Here is a 19,396-nt window from a genome sequence, read left to right as displayed (position 1 = left end):
TCCTTTTACCATAGGCTGTTTTCACTGGTGCGGCGTGCAATCTGATTCACGGTAATAAGCAGAATTGCATTCACTACGGAGTTGAACAATCCCACCGCCGTAGAGAAACTGTACTGCGCATCAACCAGACCGGACCGATAGACAAATGTTGAGATGACATCGGACGAGCCCATGTTCAGCGGATTTTGCAGCAACAGGATTTTCTCGAATCCGACGCCCAGAATACTGCCCATATTCAGAATTAACAAGATGGTGATTGTAGGGATGATCGCTGGAATGTTAATATGCAAAATCCGTTTAAACCGGCTCGCACCATCTACCACAGCCGCTTCATGCAGTTGCGGGTCCACACCCGATAGAGCGGCAAGGTATATAATGGTGCCCCAGCCTGCACTTTGCCAGACTCCTGACAGAACATACACTGTCTTGAACCACGCAGGGTCCGTCAGGAATTGAGGTGACTGAAATCCAAGGGCCTGTACCAAATTGACAATCATGCCTGACGATGGTGATAAAAAGGTAATGATCATCCCCGACATGACAACGACCGAAATAAAATGCGGTGCATACGTGACGGTCTGTACGGTACGTTTGAAAAAGGAGTCCTTTACTTCATTGAACGCTAACGCCAGAATAATCGGCAGCGGAAAACCTATAGCCAGCTCATACATGCTGATGCTAAGAGTATTCCATAGTAAATCCCAGAAATAATAAGAATTGAAGAAACGGATGAAATGATCGAATCCGACCCATGGGCTTCCCGTGACACCAAGCGTTGGAATAAAGTTTTTGAATGCAATTTGTATGCCGTACATCGGACCATAATGGAATATCAGAAAGTATAGAAAGGCTGGCGCGATAAACAGATACAACTCCCAGTTTCGAATCATCCTTCTCCATAATTTATTTTTCTTGCTGTTCGGAATCGTGTTTACCGCTAAGTTTTGCGTCGAGGGAGACTCCCCATTTAGCTGCATCAGTTGTTTCCTCCTTTTATAATGAAAATCCGGCCGTTTGTGAGGAAGAGCCCAGCACACCTGTTTAAATATAAGGAAGGATTTCCGAACCGTTTCCATGACGAGCAGCTCTGTTCCCCTTCCTATTTGGTAACGCTTACATACTGAGTTTATGGATCATTCTCTAATTCGTAAATATGCCATTTCCATCTTCACTCTTAAAATCACGGAATATACTGTTACAACGGGGGTTTACACTTTTGTTATCAGCTTGTCATTGTCATTTTGGGAAGTAAAACATGTAGAATTTGACCTTTTTCCCTCCTTTAGATGTCATTTGGAGTTGTATCCTACGAACTTGGAAAGATGTTGGAACTAAACGGAGGTTAGCAAACAGGCCTTAAAGTCAAAACCCACATACTTACCTGACCAGGGTGTTCATGTCTAAACGCATCATACTGCAGGGAAAGCCACTTAAATGTTAAATCGAAGTGTAATATTATCTTTCATATACATAACGCATAATACAAACCTGTAACTGCTTGTCCTTATTCTATAATTCTCCTCCCTCTTTCGTATATATGTTGTTTTTATCTTTGCCTATAGGATACATGAATGCCTGTAAACACTGGGGATATTGAGTCGTATATGTAGATTTTGCACAAGGCTTGTAAACTGGGTCCGGTGAGTTTTTTTGGAAAAAGACCATAATATAAGCTGCTACGATAACACAAATTAGCTGTATAACCTTAACAAATACCCATTATATATTTCATAGATTATAGATTTATGTTAATAAACATAACACAAATAATTTATAAAACTTCATAAAGTGTAATTTAAATTATCATACAAAGGAAAAGTTGTCATGTAACCCGACTGAGATGAATTCACTTCAACTCAAATGAAAAACCCACCCTCCATACATATATGGAAGGTGGGTTTGAGGATACATATCCGTTTAATCAGCGTTTAGTTTGTATGGTTTGCAGTGAATTTACTTACCAGAAGGTTGAGCTTCTGCCGTATATCCCGTTGGGATATCCGTTTCTGCGGTCACATTTGTGATAACCATCGGATACATCATGTCTGGATCAGGTTGAATAATGGAGTAGAGCACGATAGCGCGTCCATCCTTCTCCAATTTCACATCATCAATCTTCAATCCATAACCAGGGTGTGGCATTTCAGCACTGAGTTTAACTTTGGTTGTTTTGTCATCAACCTTCGTCGTTGTTACTTCAGGTACAATCGCTTGTTGGCCTTCACCTGGATTAGTTGGAGCTGGCTCTGCCGAGCCGCCATTGCCGTGTTTATCCACAAATTCAAGTGCATTGAAGATCATGCTTGCAGCCTCCATACGGGTAAGCGACTGATCTGGACGGAAGTTACCGTCCTTATCCAGTTCAATGATGTTCATGTTCAGCAGGTTCTGGACTGCAGATATGGCGTCCTTACCGATTTTATTTTCGTCCTTAACAAGATTATACTTCATGATGACCGGATAATTCCCGGTTGTGTTAATCCCTTCATGTAGCAAAATGACAAACAGTTCACGCGTCATCTTGCCCTGCGGGTTCACTTCAACCGGAATGGACAGTCCATTCTGAGTAGCGGCTTGAACAGCGTCAGCATACCAAGTGTCCGGACTGATTTTATTCTGAGCGGATGCTTCCGCAAATTCATTTTTCAGACCAAATGCATTCACAATCAGTTGAACACCCTGTGGCTCGGACAATGCAAGATCTGGACGGAACAGATCCGCTGTTACTCCGTTAACAATGCCTTTTGATTTCAATGAATCTACAACCGACTTCTGCCCTTCATCCTTCACATCTGAAAACGCGAGTACCGATGCACCTCCTGCTGTCAAAGAAACGCAGAGCGCAAGTGTTGCAGCCAATCCTTTTTTATGTTTCATTTCCTGGCACCTCCATATGTTTAGTAAAGCCTATTTGTTACCTCTTCATTCCTACAGACGGGGTATCCCTAGAAAATGTTTCAGTAATTTCGACATCTGGTGAATACAACACGAGAACACGGCATACAACTCTTCTCCGCTGTCACTAATCGGGGCCACCTGCTATTGCTAACTGGCTTCGTTGACATCCCATCGGATTAGCGCAAAAATAAGAATAGAGAAATCCATCGGATGACGGATAAACAACGAACTGGATCGCATACAGTAAGAGGGCACGACGCGCTAATAACAGGTGTCGGCCCTTTTCTTGACTCCACCTGCCTGAACTGACTTCACCTATAACAAAAGGAGAACAACGCTTATGTCCAAGAAAGGATTACTTCGCGGTTATGTTGTGTCGAACTGGCCTGTTTATCTGGTTGCTGTTCTTCTGATCATCGCCTCCAATGTCGGGCAAGCATCCCTGCCCCGCATACTCGGCAGCTTCACGGATCAGTTGATGCAGAACTCTCTTCAGATGCAGACGGTCGTAAGGTACAGCCTGTCCCTTCTGGCTATTGCCATCGGGTATAATCTGCTGTTCGGTACCGGGCAATTCATGATTATGAAGCTGGGTCGACGCTTCGAATTCATGACACGTGAGCGTATATTCAGTAAGTTTTCCGAACTTAGTGAGCACTATTTCTCCAAACAGGGAAACGGAAAGCTGCTCAGTTATGTCATGAATGACGTGACTTCCGTCCGTGAAGCGATATCCAATGGCGTAACGCTTATGACCAATGCTACTTTCCTGCTGTTATCCTGCATAGTCATGATGCTGCTTAGCGGGATTCCACTGACGCTCATTCTGATCAGTGTTGTGCCCTTGTTGGCGATTCCATTTCTGGTCGTGTTTTTCGGTCCGCGAATTCGCAAGCGCTCTCGTGACGTACAAGAGGCCCTTGCGACCATGACGGAGTCCGCAGAAGAACAACTGGGTGGTATTCGCGTAACCAAGACATTTGCCATCGAAGACAGTGCCCGTGAACGTTTTGGAACCACCGTCGATGCGATCAAAAGCAAACAGCTGCGGCTTGTCCGCCTGTCTTCCCTGTTTCAGGCTTTGCTCCCGCTGCTGGGAGCGATCTCATTGGTTGTTTCCCTTCTTGTCGGAGGTATTATGACCATGCAGAATTCTATTACACTCGGGAGTTTTGTCGCCTTAACCTTATATCTGCGCATTATTATGGGACCGCTTCAACAGATCGGCAATGTTATTAATACCGTTCAGCGCTCAGGCGCATCACTGGAGCGGGTAAATGACCTGCTCAGCGAAGTAGCGGATGTACGTGAACTCCCTGAAGCCACAGCGCTCCAAACCGTACAAGATATCACCATGGAGAATCTAACATTCTCCTATCCAGGCAGTTCATCTCCTGCTCTCAAAAACATTCAACTCCATATCCGTGCCGGGCGAACGGTCGGTATTGTAGGCAAGACCGGCTCAGGTAAAAGTACCCTCGTTAAGCTATTGCTGCGTACATATGAACCACCTGAAGGAACAATTCGCATCAATGGTACCGATATTCGGCAGCTGTCGCTGGAAAGTCTAAGAACGCGCATCGCCTATGTCCCTCAGGATGGATTCCTGTTTAGTACCACCATCCGGGATAACATCGCATTCAGCGACCGGGAAGTATCGCTGGATACGGTGGAACATAGTGCACGGCAAGCCATGATCTATGACAATATTGTCCGTTTTCCTGATCGCTTCGATACACTGCTTGGCGAACGTGGACTCACCTTGTCTGGTGGACAACGTCAGCGAACCAGCCTTGCAAGAGGACTGATCAAACAAGCACAGTTACTTATTCTGGATGACAGTATGAGCGCGGTTGATGCCGTCACGGAGAGTGGTATTCTGCGCAGTTTGCGCGAGATCGGCAAGGGCAAGACTACATTAATCATCTCTCACCGCATCAGCGCAGTCCGTCATGCGGACGATATTATCGTTCTGGATGAAGGGCGAGTTGCTGAACAGGGAACACATGCTCAGCTGATGGCTGCCAAGGGATTATATGCGGCCACCTACCGTTTGCAGGAGGAGGGATTACATCATGTCTAAAGCTAACGCTGAACTTCACCCAGATGCAGAGGCCGATCAGAGTAAACGAACTTCGTTTAAGGCCATGATGGCATACGCCAAACCGCATAAATGGGCTTTTGCCGGTATCTTCTTCTGTTCACTGCTTGGCATATCGGCAGATCTGCTGCAACCCTATCTGGTGAAGATCGCCATCGATGATCATCTGGCCGTGGGCCAGACCAGTGTGGGCTTTCTCGTTCAGCTCGCAGCCATCTTTCTTGGGCTGGCTGTCATCAGTTTTATTTTTACCTATATCCAGAATAATCTGTTGCAGCACGTAGGACAGAACATTGTATCCCGGATCAGAAAGGACCTGTTCAAGCATATCTCCAAAATGTCCATGTCCTTCTTTGACCGTTTTCATATCGGCAGTCTGGTTACAAACGTATCCAGTGATACGGAGACCATCAGCAGCTTTTTCACTCAAGTACTGCTCAGTCTGATTCGGGATGGTATGATGCTGGTGCTCATTATCGTCTTTATGTTCCAACTTGATCCTGTGCTGGCGACATACTCCCTGATCGTTCTGCCTGTCATTGCTGTGGTGGCTGTATTATTCCGTAGTCGACTGCGGAAAGCTTATCAAAATGCGCGTACCCGGCTTTCCCGTTTGATCGCATTTACAGCAGAGAACCTGTCCGGCATGTTTTTGATTCAAGCTTTTCACCAGGAGGAAGAACAGAAGAAACGTTTCTCGGAACAGAACGCACTTCATCTGAAAGCCAACATTGCGCAAGCCCGCTCCAATGTCATCTTCAACCGAACGTTTGATATCCTTGGCAATGCGGCACTGGTCATGATGGTCTGGCTTGGAGGTCGCGCCGTACTGGGTGAGTCCCTGCAAGTCGGGGTATTGTATGCATTTATCAGCTATATCCGTCAGTTCTTTCAACCGATTAACCAGATTACGATGCAATGGAATACATTCCAGTCCACGACCGTTTCGATGGATCGCATCTGGAACATTCTGAATACACGGCCTGAAGTTGCTGATCCCAAACCCGGGATGGCCTCCTCGCTTGAACCACAAAATGTGATGGGCCAGATTGATTTTAATGATGTGTCGTTTGGTTATCTGGCTGACCGGCCCTTGATTCAGCAGATGAACCTGCACCTCTATCCGGGTGAAATGGTAGGTATTGTGGGCACAACAGGCGCTGGCAAAAGCACCCTGATCTCCCTGCTCAATCGCTTCTATGATGTAGACAAGGGCAGTATCGAGATTGATGGTACCGATATCCGGCATCTGCCGCAGGCTAAGCTTCATCGGATCGTCGGTCTGATTCAACAGGAACCCTTCCTGTTCTCCGGTTCCATTATTGATAATGTGAGGATGTTTCGTGAGGATATTACGCGAGAGCAGGCAATTGAGGCCTGCCGATTTGTCGGAGCACATGCGATGATTTCACGTTTGCCTCAAGGATATGATACGCATCTATCCGAACGCGGAAGCGGACTGTCCGCCGGGGAGCGGCAGTTGATCTCATTTGCCCGGATTGTGGTATTTCAGCCCCGAGTGCTCATCCTGGATGAGGCAACCGCCAATCTGGACTCACACACCGAACAGCTTGTGCAGCAGGCGCTGGAATCGGTATCCCAGGGACGCACCACCATTGTCATTGCTCATCGTCTGTCCACTGTGATGCATGCTGATCGAATTCTGGTGATGGAGAATGGTGAGATTGTGGAGGAAGGACCGCACCAGGAACTAATCGCAGCCAAAGGTGTATATGCAGACTTGTACACCCATGCGCGTGATGCAGGTAAAAATTCAGCTATATCAGGGTAATGAACCTGAGTTATAGTAGATAGAGAACGTTGAACATGCCGCTCTGCTTACAGGCGGCACGTTTGGCATATCGATCAGCATAGTTAATTAGGAGGAACATCTATGCAACAACCCGAAACACCCAAGCGTGACCATCAGCAGATTCGTTACCAACGCAGCACAGCTCTATGGAAAGGAAGTTTATGCTTCCTGTTCCTTCTCTTGTGCGTGAGCTTATTATGGATCATCGTGGACGGACAAGCCGAAAGACTGGAGACGATATACTATTCCATTGCAGCCGTGCTGGGTATGTGGTTGATCGGTCCATTGTTCTTCATGTTCCTGTCTCGACTAACCAGAACTCCCACTGTTTTGTTGTCTTGGGATGATGATGCGTTGAGCACGGGCAAACGGAAGATTCCTTGGAGCCAGATTCGCAAAGTTGAACTCGCCTCACCCGCCCGTAGTAAGTGGCTACTATCCACCTCACCCATGTTCGTCCTGTACCTGAAGGACGGCACGCGATCTCACGTTCAGACCGATCACCTGCTCAGCAAAAAAGAGCTGAATCAGGCAGTGACTTTGCTTCAGCAGGCTTTACAGGAACAGCAGCAGGATCGTTGAGCATCGGGATGGATGAGGACAAGCTTCCCACACATCACTGTGATTTCTCTACACCTATGGACAGGCTAACTTTGTAATTGCCGTAAGGAAGTAATGCTTCCAGCAGTTGACCAAGCTGCTCTGTGGTGCCGGTCTGCGCTCTCATCAGATAACAGCCTTCCCCGCTCACACGGTGGACTTCAACGATGTCCTCACGTTCGGCAATAAATGCACGAAAGGCGGTATGTCTGTCGCCGGAGTTCAGAAAAACCGTGACAAAAGCCTGTAGGCCGAGGCCTATACGTTCGGGGTTCCATTTTACCGTGTACCCTTCGATTACACCCAGATCTTGCAACTTACGCACCCTTGCACCAACAGCCTGCCCTGTAAGATGCACCTCTTCACCAATTTCTTTATGAGAACGCTTGGCATCCCGGATCAGGATCTGCAGAATGCGTATATCTGTGTGATCTATCGTTTCATTCATTAGCTTCAGCAATCCTTTCACCGTGAAATTAGTGTGGCCTAATTCCATTCATCATGTTATGTACGCCGTTAAACGGGTTGTATACCATAAGGGTAATACTATTAAACAACCTGAAGGAGTGCAAATATAATGAAAATTCAATTGATTCGCCATGCTACACTCTGGCTGAAATTCGGAGGGCTGAATATCCTCGTTGATCCGATGTTGATGGACGCTGAAGTCATGCCTGCATTTCCAAACACACCGAATGAGCTGCGTAACCCGAGAGTCGGTCTGCCTGAAATCGAAACGGATTATCTGAATCCGGATCTGTTGATTGTCACACACACCCATCTGGACCACTGGGATGAAGCAGCAGCGAAGCAATTTCGCAAGGACATCCCGCTGATCTGCCAACCTGGGGACGAGAACGTATTTCTGGAGGCTGGATTCACGGATGTAACCGCTATAGATGAAAAACATGAGCATCATTCTGTCCGATTCGCACGTACTTCCGGGCGTCATGGTACGGGTGAAATCGGCGAACGTATGGGCAAGGTGTCCGGTTTTGTACTCGAAGCAAATGGAGAACCTGTCACGTACATTGCCGGGGATACCATCTGGTGTGAAGAACCCGCCGAGGCTATTCGCCAATATAGCCCTGAAGTCATTGTCCTAAACGCCGGAGGAGCTCGCTTCGTAGAGGGTGATCCCATTACAATGGACGGGCCAGACGTTGCAGCCGTGAAGCGCCATGCACCATCTGCTCATGTCATCGCTGTGCACATGGATGCAATTAACCATTGTGTGGTGTCTCGCACGGACCTTGCGACTTATCTGGCATCCGAGCAGTTGGATGGTCAGGTGCTCATTCCACGTGACGGCGAAAGTTTTGAGTTTAAAGCGTAAGTGAGACCGTAGCACGTGACGAAAAAAGCTGGATGCGATGAACTCGCACCCAGCTTTTTTGATTGAAGGAACACGCTGAACCGCTGGCTTCCTTCTCGAGCATCATGTCTGCCATTGCGCTCTCACATGTCCCGTGCCTTTATGCTATCCCTTACTGGACTTTCAAACGGATTACGTTCCATGATGCTTTTGCCAAGCTCGCCGTAATCAGGGTCTCGGATACAACTGCACCCCCGCGATTATGAGGAGCAACGCGGTTTGGTTGTGCTGCCGTATTAGATGCTTTGAGATCATCACTTTCCAGCACGATATGCTCGATCACGGTACACTTCCCGAAGCTGCGCAGGTCCACCTCGAGCGGAAGGGATTCTTCCAGATGGCGGTTGACTGCAAATACAGTCACTTCACCCTGCTCTTCGTTATGCACTGCAATAGCTTCCAGATAAGGTACATCTGTGATTTGTTTTGTATCGTATTTTGGAGACTGGATCAATGGCACCAATGCTGTTCCACGTCCGAAGAGGGACGTATGCATGAATGGATAGAAGATTGTCTGTCTCCATGAACCACCACCCGTATCTGTCATGATCGGCGCAATCACGTTAACGAGTTGTGCCAGACATGCCATTTTGACCCGATCCGCATGTTTGAGCATACTGATCAACATACATCCAACAAGCAGCGCATCCTCATGATTGTAGATATCCTCAAGCTGTGGCGGAGCAATCTGCCAAGGGTCCATCTTTGAATCATTTTCATTGGAGTGATACCATACATTCCACTCATCAAAGGATAGATACATCGTCTTTTTGCTGCGTTTCTTCGCTTTGATATAATCACAAGTCGCCTTCACGGTATCGATAAAACGATCCATTTCAAGCGAGCGTGCCAGAAACGTTGGCGTATCTTGCTCTTGATTGCCGTAGTATTGATGCAGGGACAGATACTCCACGTGATCATACGTATGATCCAGCACCGTTGCTTCCCATTCCGGGAAGGATGGCATATTCAGGTTTGAACTTCCACAGGCTACCAGTTCAATCGTCGGGTCTGTCCACTTCATGACTTTTGCCGCTTCAACAGCTGCACGTCCATACTCTTCTGCCGTTTTGTGACCAATCTGCCAAGGGCCATCCATCTCGTTGCCCAGACACCATGTTTTAATCGCATGTGGCTGCTTGTATCCATGCTTGATGCGAAGATCACTATAGTACGAACCTTCCGGATGGTTGCTGTACTCCACAATGTTGCGAGCTGCATCCGTACCCCGTGTTCCCAGATTGACAGCCATCATCACTTCAGAATTAGCCTGTTTCGCCCAGTCCACGAATTCGTTGAAGCCAAATTCATTGGTCTCAATCGTTCTCCAGGCCAGTTCCAGTCTGCGTTTGCGTTCTGACACAGGTCCAACCGAATCTTCCCAATTGTAACCGGATACAAAATTACCTCCAGGATAACGTACAATCGGTACGTTCAACTCCTTGACCATCTCCAGCACATCCGTGCGGAAACCCTGTTCATTCGCTGATGGATGCCCCGGCTCGTAAATCCCGCCATAGACGGCACGTCCCAGATGCTCAATAAATGATCCGTACAAGCGCTTATCCACTACACCAATAGTAAAATCTTTATCTACCGTCATTTTTGCTTTTTCCATAATGAATTTCAACTCCCTAAGATTAATATAAAAATTAATTGATATTCTATGGATCAACGTTCATATTTATATTAAAATCGATTATAGCCTTAATTTCAACCTGAATTTTGCAAAATGTTATTCTTTTTACTGAATTTATGTTTAACTTAATTCTATACAGATATATTGGAGGAACAATTGTGATCAGAGCAAATACCGATGCCGAATGGCTACCCCTATATGAAGCACTTGCCAGTGAAGTCCGTTTACAGATCATCCGCCTTGTTGCAGAGACACCCATGAATGTGAAGGACCTCGCTGCTTCACTGGGTTTGAGTAGTGCCATCGTGACCATGCATGTCCGCAAACTTCAGGATGTGGGCATTATTCAGTCCAAAATGATACGTAAAGACGGCGGCACACATAAAATGAACAGTCTTGCTGTAGACTGGATTGGCATCTCCATGCCGCAGGAAAGTGGCACAGCCCGCAAGCTGCACGAAGTTTCTGTACCTGTGGGACACTACACACACTTTGATGTCTATCCGACATGTGGTCTGGCTACGTCCAATCATGTTATCGGACAGTATGATGATCCTCGTTATTTTCTCGACCCTGAGCGGATGCATGCTCATATTCTGTGGTTTGGCCGTGGATTTGTGGAGTACAAAATTCCAAACTATATCTTATCCGGACAGCAGATCAATGCCATTGAATTATCTCTGGAGATTGGATCAGAAGCCCCTTCGGTGAATCCGAATTGGCCCTCGGATATTACATTTATGCTTAATGGCATTCGATTGGGGGAATGGACAAGCCCTGGAGATTCAGGCAACGGACGCGGCATGTTCACCCCGGAATGGTGGAGTGACAGTATCAATCAATATGGCATGCTCAAGGTGCTGCGAATTACGAATGAAGGTACGTTTATCGATGGACAACATCTATCCGACATTACACTCGCAGATATCCCGGTCGAACGCAACCAATGGACTCTTCGTCTTTCGGTGGAGGAAGATGCTCAGCATGTAGGCGGGCTTACCTTATATGGCGAGGGATTCGGCAACTACAATCAGGATATCCTGTTCCGACTGTACTATCACGATTGAGTTCTTCAAAATAATAAACAACACCAAAACACCTCCCAGTCGCCTGTCAAAGACAGAATGGGAGGTGTTTTGTATGCATATGAACATGCGTGGATTATTTAAGAAGGTTCTTGTTCTAACCTACAGCGCACTGCCACCAAACAGGAAGCGATACTCCCAGTGTTTGCCGGAGATATCACTAGTGGTTACACCACCGCCAGCGTTGGAATACGTATGTAATACCTTGCCGTTGCCCAGATAAATCCCTGTGTGCGTAATGGTTGCGCTAGATTTATTCACGCCCGAATACGATGATGCAGAGCTGCCTTTATACGACATGAAATACATCAGATCGCCGCGTTTCAGGTTTTTCCAGTTCGTCTGAACTGTACCCTTGGCTTTTACATAGTCTCCCTGTTTGCGGGAATCCGCTGGAAGTTTGATACCAAGTGCATCGACGAATGCCTGGCGTACAAAGCTGGAACAGTCAAAAGTAGCTGTGCTGTTACGACTGGCTCCGAACTCATACGGTGTTCCCAAATATTTCATTCCCGCCGCAATCACTTTTTCCACAGATGCATTACCGGTCACCGATGTACCACTATTCGAACCTGATCCGCTTGTGCTGCCACTAATCGCTTGTGTGTATTTGGATGAAGAAGATATGTAGCCTGTCCGGTTAGCAGAATCCTTAATCTTATACCAATCCGAACCGGATTGCTGAAGCACCGTTACCGTTTCCCCTTTAGCGACCATGCGAACAATCTTCGCAGAAGAAGAAGGTGTTGTGCGTAGGTTTACGCCCCAGATTACTTTTACTTGTGAATTGTTAACAGCAGCTGCCGATACCTGTGCCGTTAGTGCTCCTGTCGTCAGACTTCCCATCAGCATCGTTGCTGTGACACTTGCCGTAACAATCGTTTTTTTCCAGTTCATGATGTCGAGTTCCCCCTGATGTTACAGAATTTTAACCTGGCTTGGTTCTCCCGGGCTTGCCCCATTGTAAACGGGCTATCCATAACGTTCATCAGTCGAAAGTCCTGTATTGATAGAGGCGAACTTGAGCACTAAGTATCAGGGTGTGTCCATGGATTGCTGGAAAAATTCACTGCTGATTCCTTCTTTTTGAAAGGTTAAATTATTGTAACTATTTGATATGCTTGATTTTTCCTCGATACAAGAGCTAGGCCGTTTCTCATTCAGTGCATATGCCATATGACCTAGATTTTAATGTTTAAAACCGCAAATATGGTAAACATTACTATGATTCATTTGCCGATTACCGTTCCCCGAATTCACATTTTTGCCTCCAACCTCAATACGGATCGATTTATCAGCAGTGTCCGTTTGATTATTTTGTATTTCATTTTTGCTTTTCCATAAAAAAAGAAAAGCCAGGGATTTCTCCCCGGCTTAACCTGTATGATGAGTAACATCACTCTACAATTGGTTGATCAACTCATTTAAGGTTCAATTCCCCATACCTTGGCGCCATCCTGATACGCTGTCACTTTAGTCCAGGCACTGAAGGCCGTATTGGTGGAATCAAAGGAATAATCGTTCGTTTGGTCAAAAGTAGTCCAGTTGTTTTTGGAGAAACGTCCCTGGATGACTCCGGTCTCGGCACCCGCAACCAAGCTGCCAGCATCCGGTTTGAATCCAATCTCCAGATAGGTGTCTGCCGTGCCCTTGGCCGGATCTACCGAAACAAAATGTCCTTCCACATTACCGCTGCCAATCTGTGCATAATCACACCAGAAACTCAGATCAGCTGCACTATCCTTGGTGAAATAATACCGGACCTTCACTTTGCTCAAGTCCACAGCAGTTGTACCTGTATTCTTCACATTAAACTGTGGAGTAATCGCATTGACCGAAGTTCCTGAACTACCATTACGGTATTGTACTTCAAGCGTTCCCGTTGTAACTGGAGGTGCCAATGGGGTCAACACCAATACATTTGAATTCGTCTGACCACTCGTATTAATGGCTACGACTCTATAATTATAAGCCGTACCATTCACCGCTGTAGCGTCGGTATACGTCAGTGCGGTCAAACCTGTTGCCAGATCAGCATATGCTCCGGTGCCAACCGAACGTTGTACCTTATAACTCGCTGCTCCAGTTGATGCGGTCCATGTCAGTACCGCCTGGGCATTGCCAGCCGTTCCAGTAAGGTTGAATACGCCGGGCACAACGGTACCTGCGAGTGGTGTTGCAGATGCCTGTGTCGACGGTGCAGACTCACCTACGGCATTCACCGCAGTGATGACATAATAATACGTTGTGCCGTTGGTCAAGCCTGTGTCCGTGAATGTTGATCCTGTGACTCCTGTCGCTACAGACGTATAAGGGCCACCGTTCACTTCTGCACGTTTCACCGTATATGACGTTGCACCAGTGGCTGCGTTCCAGTTCAGTACAACTTGCTCGCTGCCACCAGCAGCCGTTACGCCGGCAGGAGCAGCCGGGACTTCAACTTCCGGCGTATCGGTATCACCGAGCAGACGATCATACTCTCCATACGCTGTAGCCATATCCACCTGTGACCAGAACCGGTGATACGTAAAGGTAGGTGCACCGTTTTCCCACTGTTTCGTGGTTGTGTTATACGACGTTTTGTACAGGTTATCCAGGTAAGCCCATGCCGGATCTTGCTTGATGGCCGGACGCAGATCGGAGTATCCAATGTATACGCCATTGCCACCTTTCGCCGGCTCGGAAGGTACACCTGCTGTACCTGGAATCGTATTGCCTTGACCAAAGGTTCCAGACCAGTTCGCCGGGATATAGATCTCTTTCGCGAAGAAGCGGAAGTAGTCTTTACGTTCTTCTTCCGTAACAATCCCCACACCATCATTGTAATCCCAAGCTGTATCCAGCAAAGCCTCAGCCAAATCCTTGGCTTCTTGGCCTTCCGCGCTAAGTGTACCATTCTCTGCCTGTGTTCCAGCTGCGAAGAAGGTCAGAGCTTTAACGTAACTTCCCAGAACTCCGGTGTCCTGCACTGGATCTTTGGTCGTTACACGGAAGTTCGGATTTTCCGTAAACGAACTGAATCCATTCCATTTGTCCGGTTGACCCTGCCATTCCTGACCACCCGGAATCCAGAACTCTCCCGGAGCCGGCGTTGTTGCTACCTGAACATTAGTTCCACCCAAAATGCGCTGTCCAGCCGCATTCAGATAATAGCCTTGCGCATCCGTCACCGGACGCTCACCTACAAATACATAATCCTTACTCCAGTCGATCCACTTCGTGATTACCTTCTTAGCCATCTGGAAGTTCTCAGAGGTCAAGTCCCCGCTCTCCGCAAGAATATAGTACATCTCGGCTACACGCTCCAGCGGCCATGCCTGGAATCCAAACCAGGTGTTGGAATCCGGATCACGATATACAGGTGCCTCCTGATAAGCCATGTCATAGAATGTACTTACGCCTGCCGGATAGGCTTTGTATGAACCATCCAGACTGTTGGTTGCTCCCCCGCCGATAGCTCCTTCATGGGATTGTAGCCAAGTGTAGAATTCCAACTGACGTTTCAGCGTAGCATTCCAATCTGCCTTCGCTGTTGCTGATTCCGGAATCAAGCCGCCAGCCGGATCAGACAAAGCATACGCTGCAACCGGGTTTTGATAAGCCTGATGGGTATGGCTCGCTCCAATGCGCCAAGCCCAATCCCCACCTTGACCCAAGCCACCTCCCCAAGACGTATACCAAGCCATGAGATACATGTTGGAATCCTTGCCTGTACCCGGAGTTGGTGTACCGCTCTTTGCACTCCCAATTTTCTGGAAGTATTTATCATACATACCATAGCGCAGATAGTCCCCCATCTTCTTCGCTTTATCCAGATATTCCGGATTGTTGTATCCCATCTCCTTCGCCCAATACAGCACCTGTACTGCACGTGCATCCGCATCCGTTGCGTTAGTGTAACGCCATTGCGCTGACGGTACCTGAGTTTCCTTTGTGAACAAGCTCATGAAGCCTTCGTTTGCCTTACCAAAAGATTTATCATCCTGGGATGGATGCGGAATGGCTTCCCACACAGACTCCTGCTCCCCACGCTGGAACGTGTTCACATAGGTAGCCGTATGTGATGGATTCAACAGGTTTCCATATCCATACCAGTCATCCACATCGACCAGCCAGTGCATGAGATAAGTCTGATTGTCACCATAGGTCGCCTTAAGTTCGGCATCAATCGGGTCTTTACCCGCTGCATATTGACCATTAAGTGGCGATGGATATTGATCAGGAAAAGGTTTTTCCGCTGCATACGTAGCAGGGCTGTTCGGATTGTACGAGCTCATCGTAGGCTGTTCTTCCTTGCCGTCACCTTCGTTGACCGGGATAATGTATTTCTCCATACTGTCCCAAGCTGCTTCCAGTTGGGACCAGTCTCCCGTGTAGTGACCATACATGGTTTCCAACCACAGCCAGTAGCTGTATGCCTCAGACGTCGTCATATGACCATAATCCGGGGCCTCACTCAGCAGGGTCTCAATGGCATGATACGGTAGACCCTCTGGCGAAAAATATCCGTTCGCCGGATCTTTCAACTGATCATACAATTGCAAAAACCGGGCTTCATTAATGCCGTCTGCCTGAATCTCGATGGCCTGATCTGCGGCATGTGCCGTCTGCGGCCCTGCCCAGAGTCCGGTGTATCCGGTCAACATGACGGTTCCCGCCAGCATGGCTGTTAAACTTTTTTTCGCAGCTGATTTCAACATTAATATATACCTCCCTGGAATAGTGGAAATTGAATATAAACGCTGTTGGTCTGCCCATGCTGCTCTTCTGCTTCTGACATTCAGCCAGTTACGGTTCCAAGCCCCATACTTTGGTGTTTCCCTGATACGCGGTTACCTTGTTCCATGCGGCAAAATCCGTCTTGGAAGCATCATAAGAATAATCATTACTTAGATCGAAATTGCTCCAGTTATTTTTGGAAAAGCGTGCTTGAATCACGCCGGTCTCTGCTCCAGCGGACAAACTGCCTGCTCCCGACTTGAAGCTAATCTCCAGATACGTATCTGCGGTACCCTTCGCCGGATTCACTGCGACAAATGTACCTTCAACATTGGCCGTGCCCATCTCGGCATAATCACACCAGAAGGTCATTTGATCCGCACCATCCTTGGTGAAATAATATCGGATCTTCACGGTACTGAGATCAATCGCCTGTGTTCCGGTATTCTTCACGTTGAACTGCGGAGTCACCGCATTACTTGAATTCCCGGACCCTCCGCTGCGGTACTGCACTTCGAGTGTACCGGTCGTCACCGGAGGTGCAGAAGGTGTCAGTGCCAAGACATTGGACAGTGTCTGTCCGTTCGCATTCACAGCTGCAATCCGGTAATTGTACGTGGTGCCATTCAGCGCTGTTGTATCGGTGTACGTCAACACGGACAAACCGGTTGCCACATCTGCATATGTTCCGCCTACCACCGAACGTTGTACCTTATAGCTAGTAGCGCCCGAGGCTGCTGTCCAAGTCAGGACCGACTGCGCATTACCAGCTGTCCCACTTAAAGTCAGCGCTCCCGGTACTGCTTGCGGGGTAGCCGACACCTGTACAGAACCCGATGATTCCCCTGCTGAATTCACAGCAGTCACTACATAATAATAAGCTGTCCCGTTGGTCAGTCCCGTGTTTGTGTAGGTCAATCCATTAACACCCGTCGCAACAGTTGTATATGGTCCTCCACTCACCTCGGAACGCTTCACCGTATACGATTCGGCCCCGGATACAGCAACCCAAGTCAGGTTAACCTGACTGCTTCCCGCTACAGCCTGCACGCCAGCAGGTGCGCCTGGAACCGTGACTGGTGTAACACCAGGCTCCTGTCCATACACCTTCACCCCTGCATCATAGACTGGAAGGTATATACTCTTCACAGGAGTTCCTGTGGTCAGTGTCTGGAACGAATGGTCATTGCTGGCATTCCATGCACCCTGTGGGCCTGTAATGCGGAACTGTACTTCTTTACGATAATTTCCTTCCCCGCCTGGATAGATCTTGGTATTACCGAAGTTTGCCGTAATGGCATAGATATGCTGGGCTGCATTCACCACAACTGGTTGGGATACCGTCGCCCCCTCCGTATAGGAGGCTGTCACTTGCACGTCCGATACCGTACGTCCGGCAGCATACACTTCACTCAAATCCAGGAAATACTTAAAGGACAGTTGATCTCCCATTCGGGCAGGCCAAGCGGAACGATTATTAAGCTGTGCTCTGATTTCCGTATAATTGGCACCTGATGATTTAATTGCAGCCTCCACATAGAACTCATCTCCCTTCACCTCAGGTGCAGGAAAGTTCGCAAGGGGCTGATGATTCTGACCAAATAGCAAATTCATCTTTGCCAGTGCGCCGGTAAAACCAGCATTGTAATCGGTTGCGACCTCATTACTCACATAATCCCCGATATCATCGGTATATCCATCCGATGCATCTGGTCCACCGACCATGGCACCATACAGAATGTGGCGATGGTTAGCCGGGATATCTTCGTTATTCAGCCATGAACCGTGAGCAGTCCGATGATGCGGATGTTGAGGTGCATTTTGCCCATATCCGACCACATAACTGCTCTGACGCGGATTATCGCCCAGAATATAATTCATCTGTGAGACAGCAAAATCCTGATATCTTGACTTTTTCACAGGATCACTGACCCAGTCGGAGTATATAAAAGAAATAAAGGATGCATTCGCTGCATATCGGAGCGAGCCCCACTGATCCAGCCATGCCAGACCTCCTGGCGTATACTTGACTCGTGTCCCGTTGACTCCAACCGTCCAATAATCCAGATTACGCTCGGTGGACTGAATAAATCTCGTTGCCTCCGGCATGTTCAAACTGGACGTAATTCGGGCAAGCAGGATCTGGGCACCATAATGTTTACTATCCCAGCCCTGTGTCCAGGTATACGGCCAATTGGCTGAGCCGCCGCTAGAAGACCACCGGTCCGTAGCTGCAATGGCTTTGGACAAGTAAGCGCTATCATTAGTAGCTAAGTAAAGCCATGCTCCGCCCCATGCCAGCTCGTCTTCGTATCCTGTCCACGAGTTATAAAACGCTGCGGCATCCGTGATACAATCGGTGTATTCCCCCCGATATGTGTCTGCGAAGTTGTACAGCTCTTTCGCATGTTGGAGCAGTCTGGCCGAATATGCCGGATCATCATCTGCAAATACAATCGAAGACGCTGCCAGTGCTGCAGCCGTTTCTGCCGCCAGATCACTGCCTGGGCATGTAGCATCGATCTTGAACGAAGGACGGTTCATCTGCATGACTTCTGCCGGTCCCCACCAGGCATGGTCGGTATTCCCGGCTCCGACTTGTCCCCATAATTCATTAGGTTTCGTATGCACTTTCATAAAATAGTCGGTCGCCCATCGGATGTTATCCTTGATCTCCTCCAGTTGTCCAGCCTGTTCATAACCGTCGCCGTATTCCACGACAGACCAGGCGAGCATCGTTGCGGAAGCAGCCATCGGAAAGCCAAACTTCACGTGATCTCCGGCATCATACCATCCCCCGGTCAGATCAACGCCTACATCAGCCCCATCCTGCATGCCCGAATTACCACGCCATTCGACCCGATTACTGGCTGGCAACGGACCCGAACGCTGTGCCTCATAGAAGTAAATGGCCTTTTGCAGTGCTTCAGCATAGTTCTGATCTCCAGCGGCCGCATCCGCCTTACGAATTCCTGTGCCCATCGATAAACTCCCTGCCAGTAGTCCTGCCGATAACGCGATCATAGCGACTCGTCTCCACCAGCTCCCCTTCATGTTCAACTATTCATCTCCTCTTCATCAATATTCCGTATGCATTACTCTGGACTGCAAGTTTATATCGCTCCTCCCCATGGTGTATTTCAGTGTAAGTTCCACCATTAATTAC

The 19,396-nt window shown here is 48.0% G+C and carries 12 protein-coding genes; 5 read left to right on the top strand and 7 right to left on the bottom strand.

Translation table 11 applies throughout. The features are described from left to right. Window positions 1–5: 5 nt before the first annotated feature. Complete coding sequence (locus ACE04G_RS09410; protein ID WP_449005286.1) at window positions 6–977, bottom strand: ABC transporter permease; 972 nt, start codon at window positions 975–977, stop codon at window positions 6–8. Between the two features lie 976 nt (window positions 978–1,953). Further along, a complete protein-coding gene (locus ACE04G_RS09405) occupies window positions 1,954–2,877 on the bottom strand; it encodes an S-layer homology domain-containing protein (protein WP_449005285.1) in 924 nt (307 codons plus the stop codon). Between the two features lie 361 nt (window positions 2,878–3,238). Here ACE04G_RS09405 and ACE04G_RS09400 point away from each other — a divergent pair, with 361 nt between their 5' ends. From ACE04G_RS09400 to ACE04G_RS09390, 3 genes are all read left to right on the top strand, one after another. Beyond that, window positions 3,239–4,981, top strand: a complete 1,743-nt coding sequence (locus ACE04G_RS09400; RefSeq protein ID WP_221819043.1) for an ABC transporter ATP-binding protein — start codon at window positions 3,239–3,241, stop codon at window positions 4,979–4,981. After that, the gene (locus tag ACE04G_RS09395; RefSeq protein WP_221819042.1) at window positions 4,974–6,791 is read left to right on the top strand and encodes an ABC transporter ATP-binding protein; all 1,818 of its coding nucleotides are present in this window, start codon (window positions 4,974–4,976) and stop codon (window positions 6,789–6,791) included. Before ACE04G_RS09400 ends, ACE04G_RS09395 begins: the two co-directional genes overlap by 8 nt. Before the next feature lie 102 nt (window positions 6,792–6,893). Further along, window positions 6,894–7,394: a hypothetical protein gene (locus ACE04G_RS09390; RefSeq protein WP_221819041.1), complete on the top strand. Its 501-nt coding sequence runs from the start codon at window positions 6,894–6,896 to the stop codon at window positions 7,392–7,394. Window positions 7,395–7,428: 34 nt separating this feature from the next. Here ACE04G_RS09390 and ACE04G_RS09385 read toward each other — a convergent pair whose 3' ends face one another. Continuing rightward, complete coding sequence (locus ACE04G_RS09385) at window positions 7,429–7,860, bottom strand: Lrp/AsnC family transcriptional regulator (RefSeq protein ID WP_221819040.1); 432 nt, start codon at window positions 7,858–7,860, stop codon at window positions 7,429–7,431. A 129-nt stretch (window positions 7,861–7,989) separates the two neighbouring features. Between ACE04G_RS09385 and ACE04G_RS09380 the strand changes: the two genes are divergently transcribed. Then, a complete protein-coding gene (locus ACE04G_RS09380) occupies window positions 7,990–8,748 on the top strand; it encodes an MBL fold metallo-hydrolase (protein WP_221819039.1) in 759 nt (252 codons plus the stop codon). Between the two features lie 151 nt (window positions 8,749–8,899). Here the strand turns inward: ACE04G_RS09380 and arfA are convergent, their stop codons facing one another. Beyond that, a complete protein-coding gene (gene arfA / locus ACE04G_RS09375; protein ID WP_449005284.1) occupies window positions 8,900–10,405 on the bottom strand; it encodes an arabinosylfuranosidase ArfA in 1,506 nt (501 codons plus the stop codon). A 182-nt stretch (window positions 10,406–10,587) separates the two neighbouring features. On the opposite strand from arfA, the gene ACE04G_RS09370 reads away from it, so the two are divergent. Further along, complete coding sequence (locus ACE04G_RS09370) at window positions 10,588–11,493, top strand: ArsR/SmtB family transcription factor (protein ID WP_397376240.1); 906 nt, start codon at window positions 10,588–10,590, stop codon at window positions 11,491–11,493. A gap of 120 nt (window positions 11,494–11,613) precedes the next feature. On the opposite strand, the gene ACE04G_RS09365 is transcribed toward ACE04G_RS09370, so the two are convergent. From ACE04G_RS09365 to ACE04G_RS09355, 3 genes are all read right to left on the bottom strand, one after another. Beyond that, window positions 11,614–12,408: a C40 family peptidase gene (locus ACE04G_RS09365; RefSeq protein WP_221819036.1), complete on the bottom strand. Its 795-nt coding sequence runs from the start codon at window positions 12,406–12,408 to the stop codon at window positions 11,614–11,616. Window positions 12,409–12,935: 527 nt separating this feature from the next. After that, a complete protein-coding gene (locus ACE04G_RS09360) occupies window positions 12,936–16,211 on the bottom strand; it encodes a glycoside hydrolase family 48 protein (protein WP_221819035.1) in 3,276 nt (1,091 codons plus the stop codon). Window positions 16,212–16,299: 88 nt separating this feature from the next. After that, a complete protein-coding gene (locus ACE04G_RS09355) occupies window positions 16,300–19,284 on the bottom strand; it encodes a glycoside hydrolase family 9 protein (protein ID WP_260632609.1) in 2,985 nt (994 codons plus the stop codon). Window positions 19,285–19,396: the final 112 nt, after the last annotated feature.

This window comes from Paenibacillus sp. AGC31 (genome assembly GCF_057334655.1).
The sequence above is the reverse complement of the archived record's forward strand: the minus strand, read 5'-3'. Positions and strand labels throughout refer to the sequence as shown.

Coding starts and splice junctions, on each gene's coding strand:
- ACE04G_RS09405 (WP_449005285.1), bottom strand. CDS start 2,877: ATGAAACATAAAAAAGGATTGGCTGCAACACTTGCGCTCTGCGTTTCT.
- ACE04G_RS09410 (WP_449005286.1), bottom strand. CDS start 977: ATGCAGCTAAATGGGGAGTCTCCCTCGACGCAAAACTTAGCGGTAAAC.
- ACE04G_RS09400 (WP_221819043.1), top strand. CDS start 3,239: ATGTCCAAGAAAGGATTACTTCGCGGTTATGTTGTGTCGAACTGGCCT.
- arfA (WP_449005284.1), bottom strand. CDS start 10,405: ATGGAAAAAGCAAAAATGACGGTAGATAAAGATTTTACTATTGGTGTA.
- ACE04G_RS09380 (WP_221819039.1), top strand. CDS start 7,990: ATGAAAATTCAATTGATTCGCCATGCTACACTCTGGCTGAAATTCGGA.
- ACE04G_RS09385 (WP_221819040.1), bottom strand. CDS start 7,860: ATGAATGAAACGATAGATCACACAGATATACGCATTCTGCAGATCCTG.
- ACE04G_RS09390 (WP_221819041.1), top strand. CDS start 6,894: ATGCAACAACCCGAAACACCCAAGCGTGACCATCAGCAGATTCGTTAC.
- ACE04G_RS09355 (WP_260632609.1), bottom strand. CDS start 19,284: ATGAAGGGGAGCTGGTGGAGACGAGTCGCTATGATCGCGTTATCGGCA.
- ACE04G_RS09395 (WP_221819042.1), top strand. CDS start 4,974: ATGTCTAAAGCTAACGCTGAACTTCACCCAGATGCAGAGGCCGATCAG.
- ACE04G_RS09360 (WP_221819035.1), bottom strand. CDS start 16,211: ATGTTGAAATCAGCTGCGAAAAAAAGTTTAACAGCCATGCTGGCGGGA.
- ACE04G_RS09365 (WP_221819036.1), bottom strand. CDS start 12,408: ATGAACTGGAAAAAAACGATTGTTACGGCAAGTGTCACAGCAACGATG.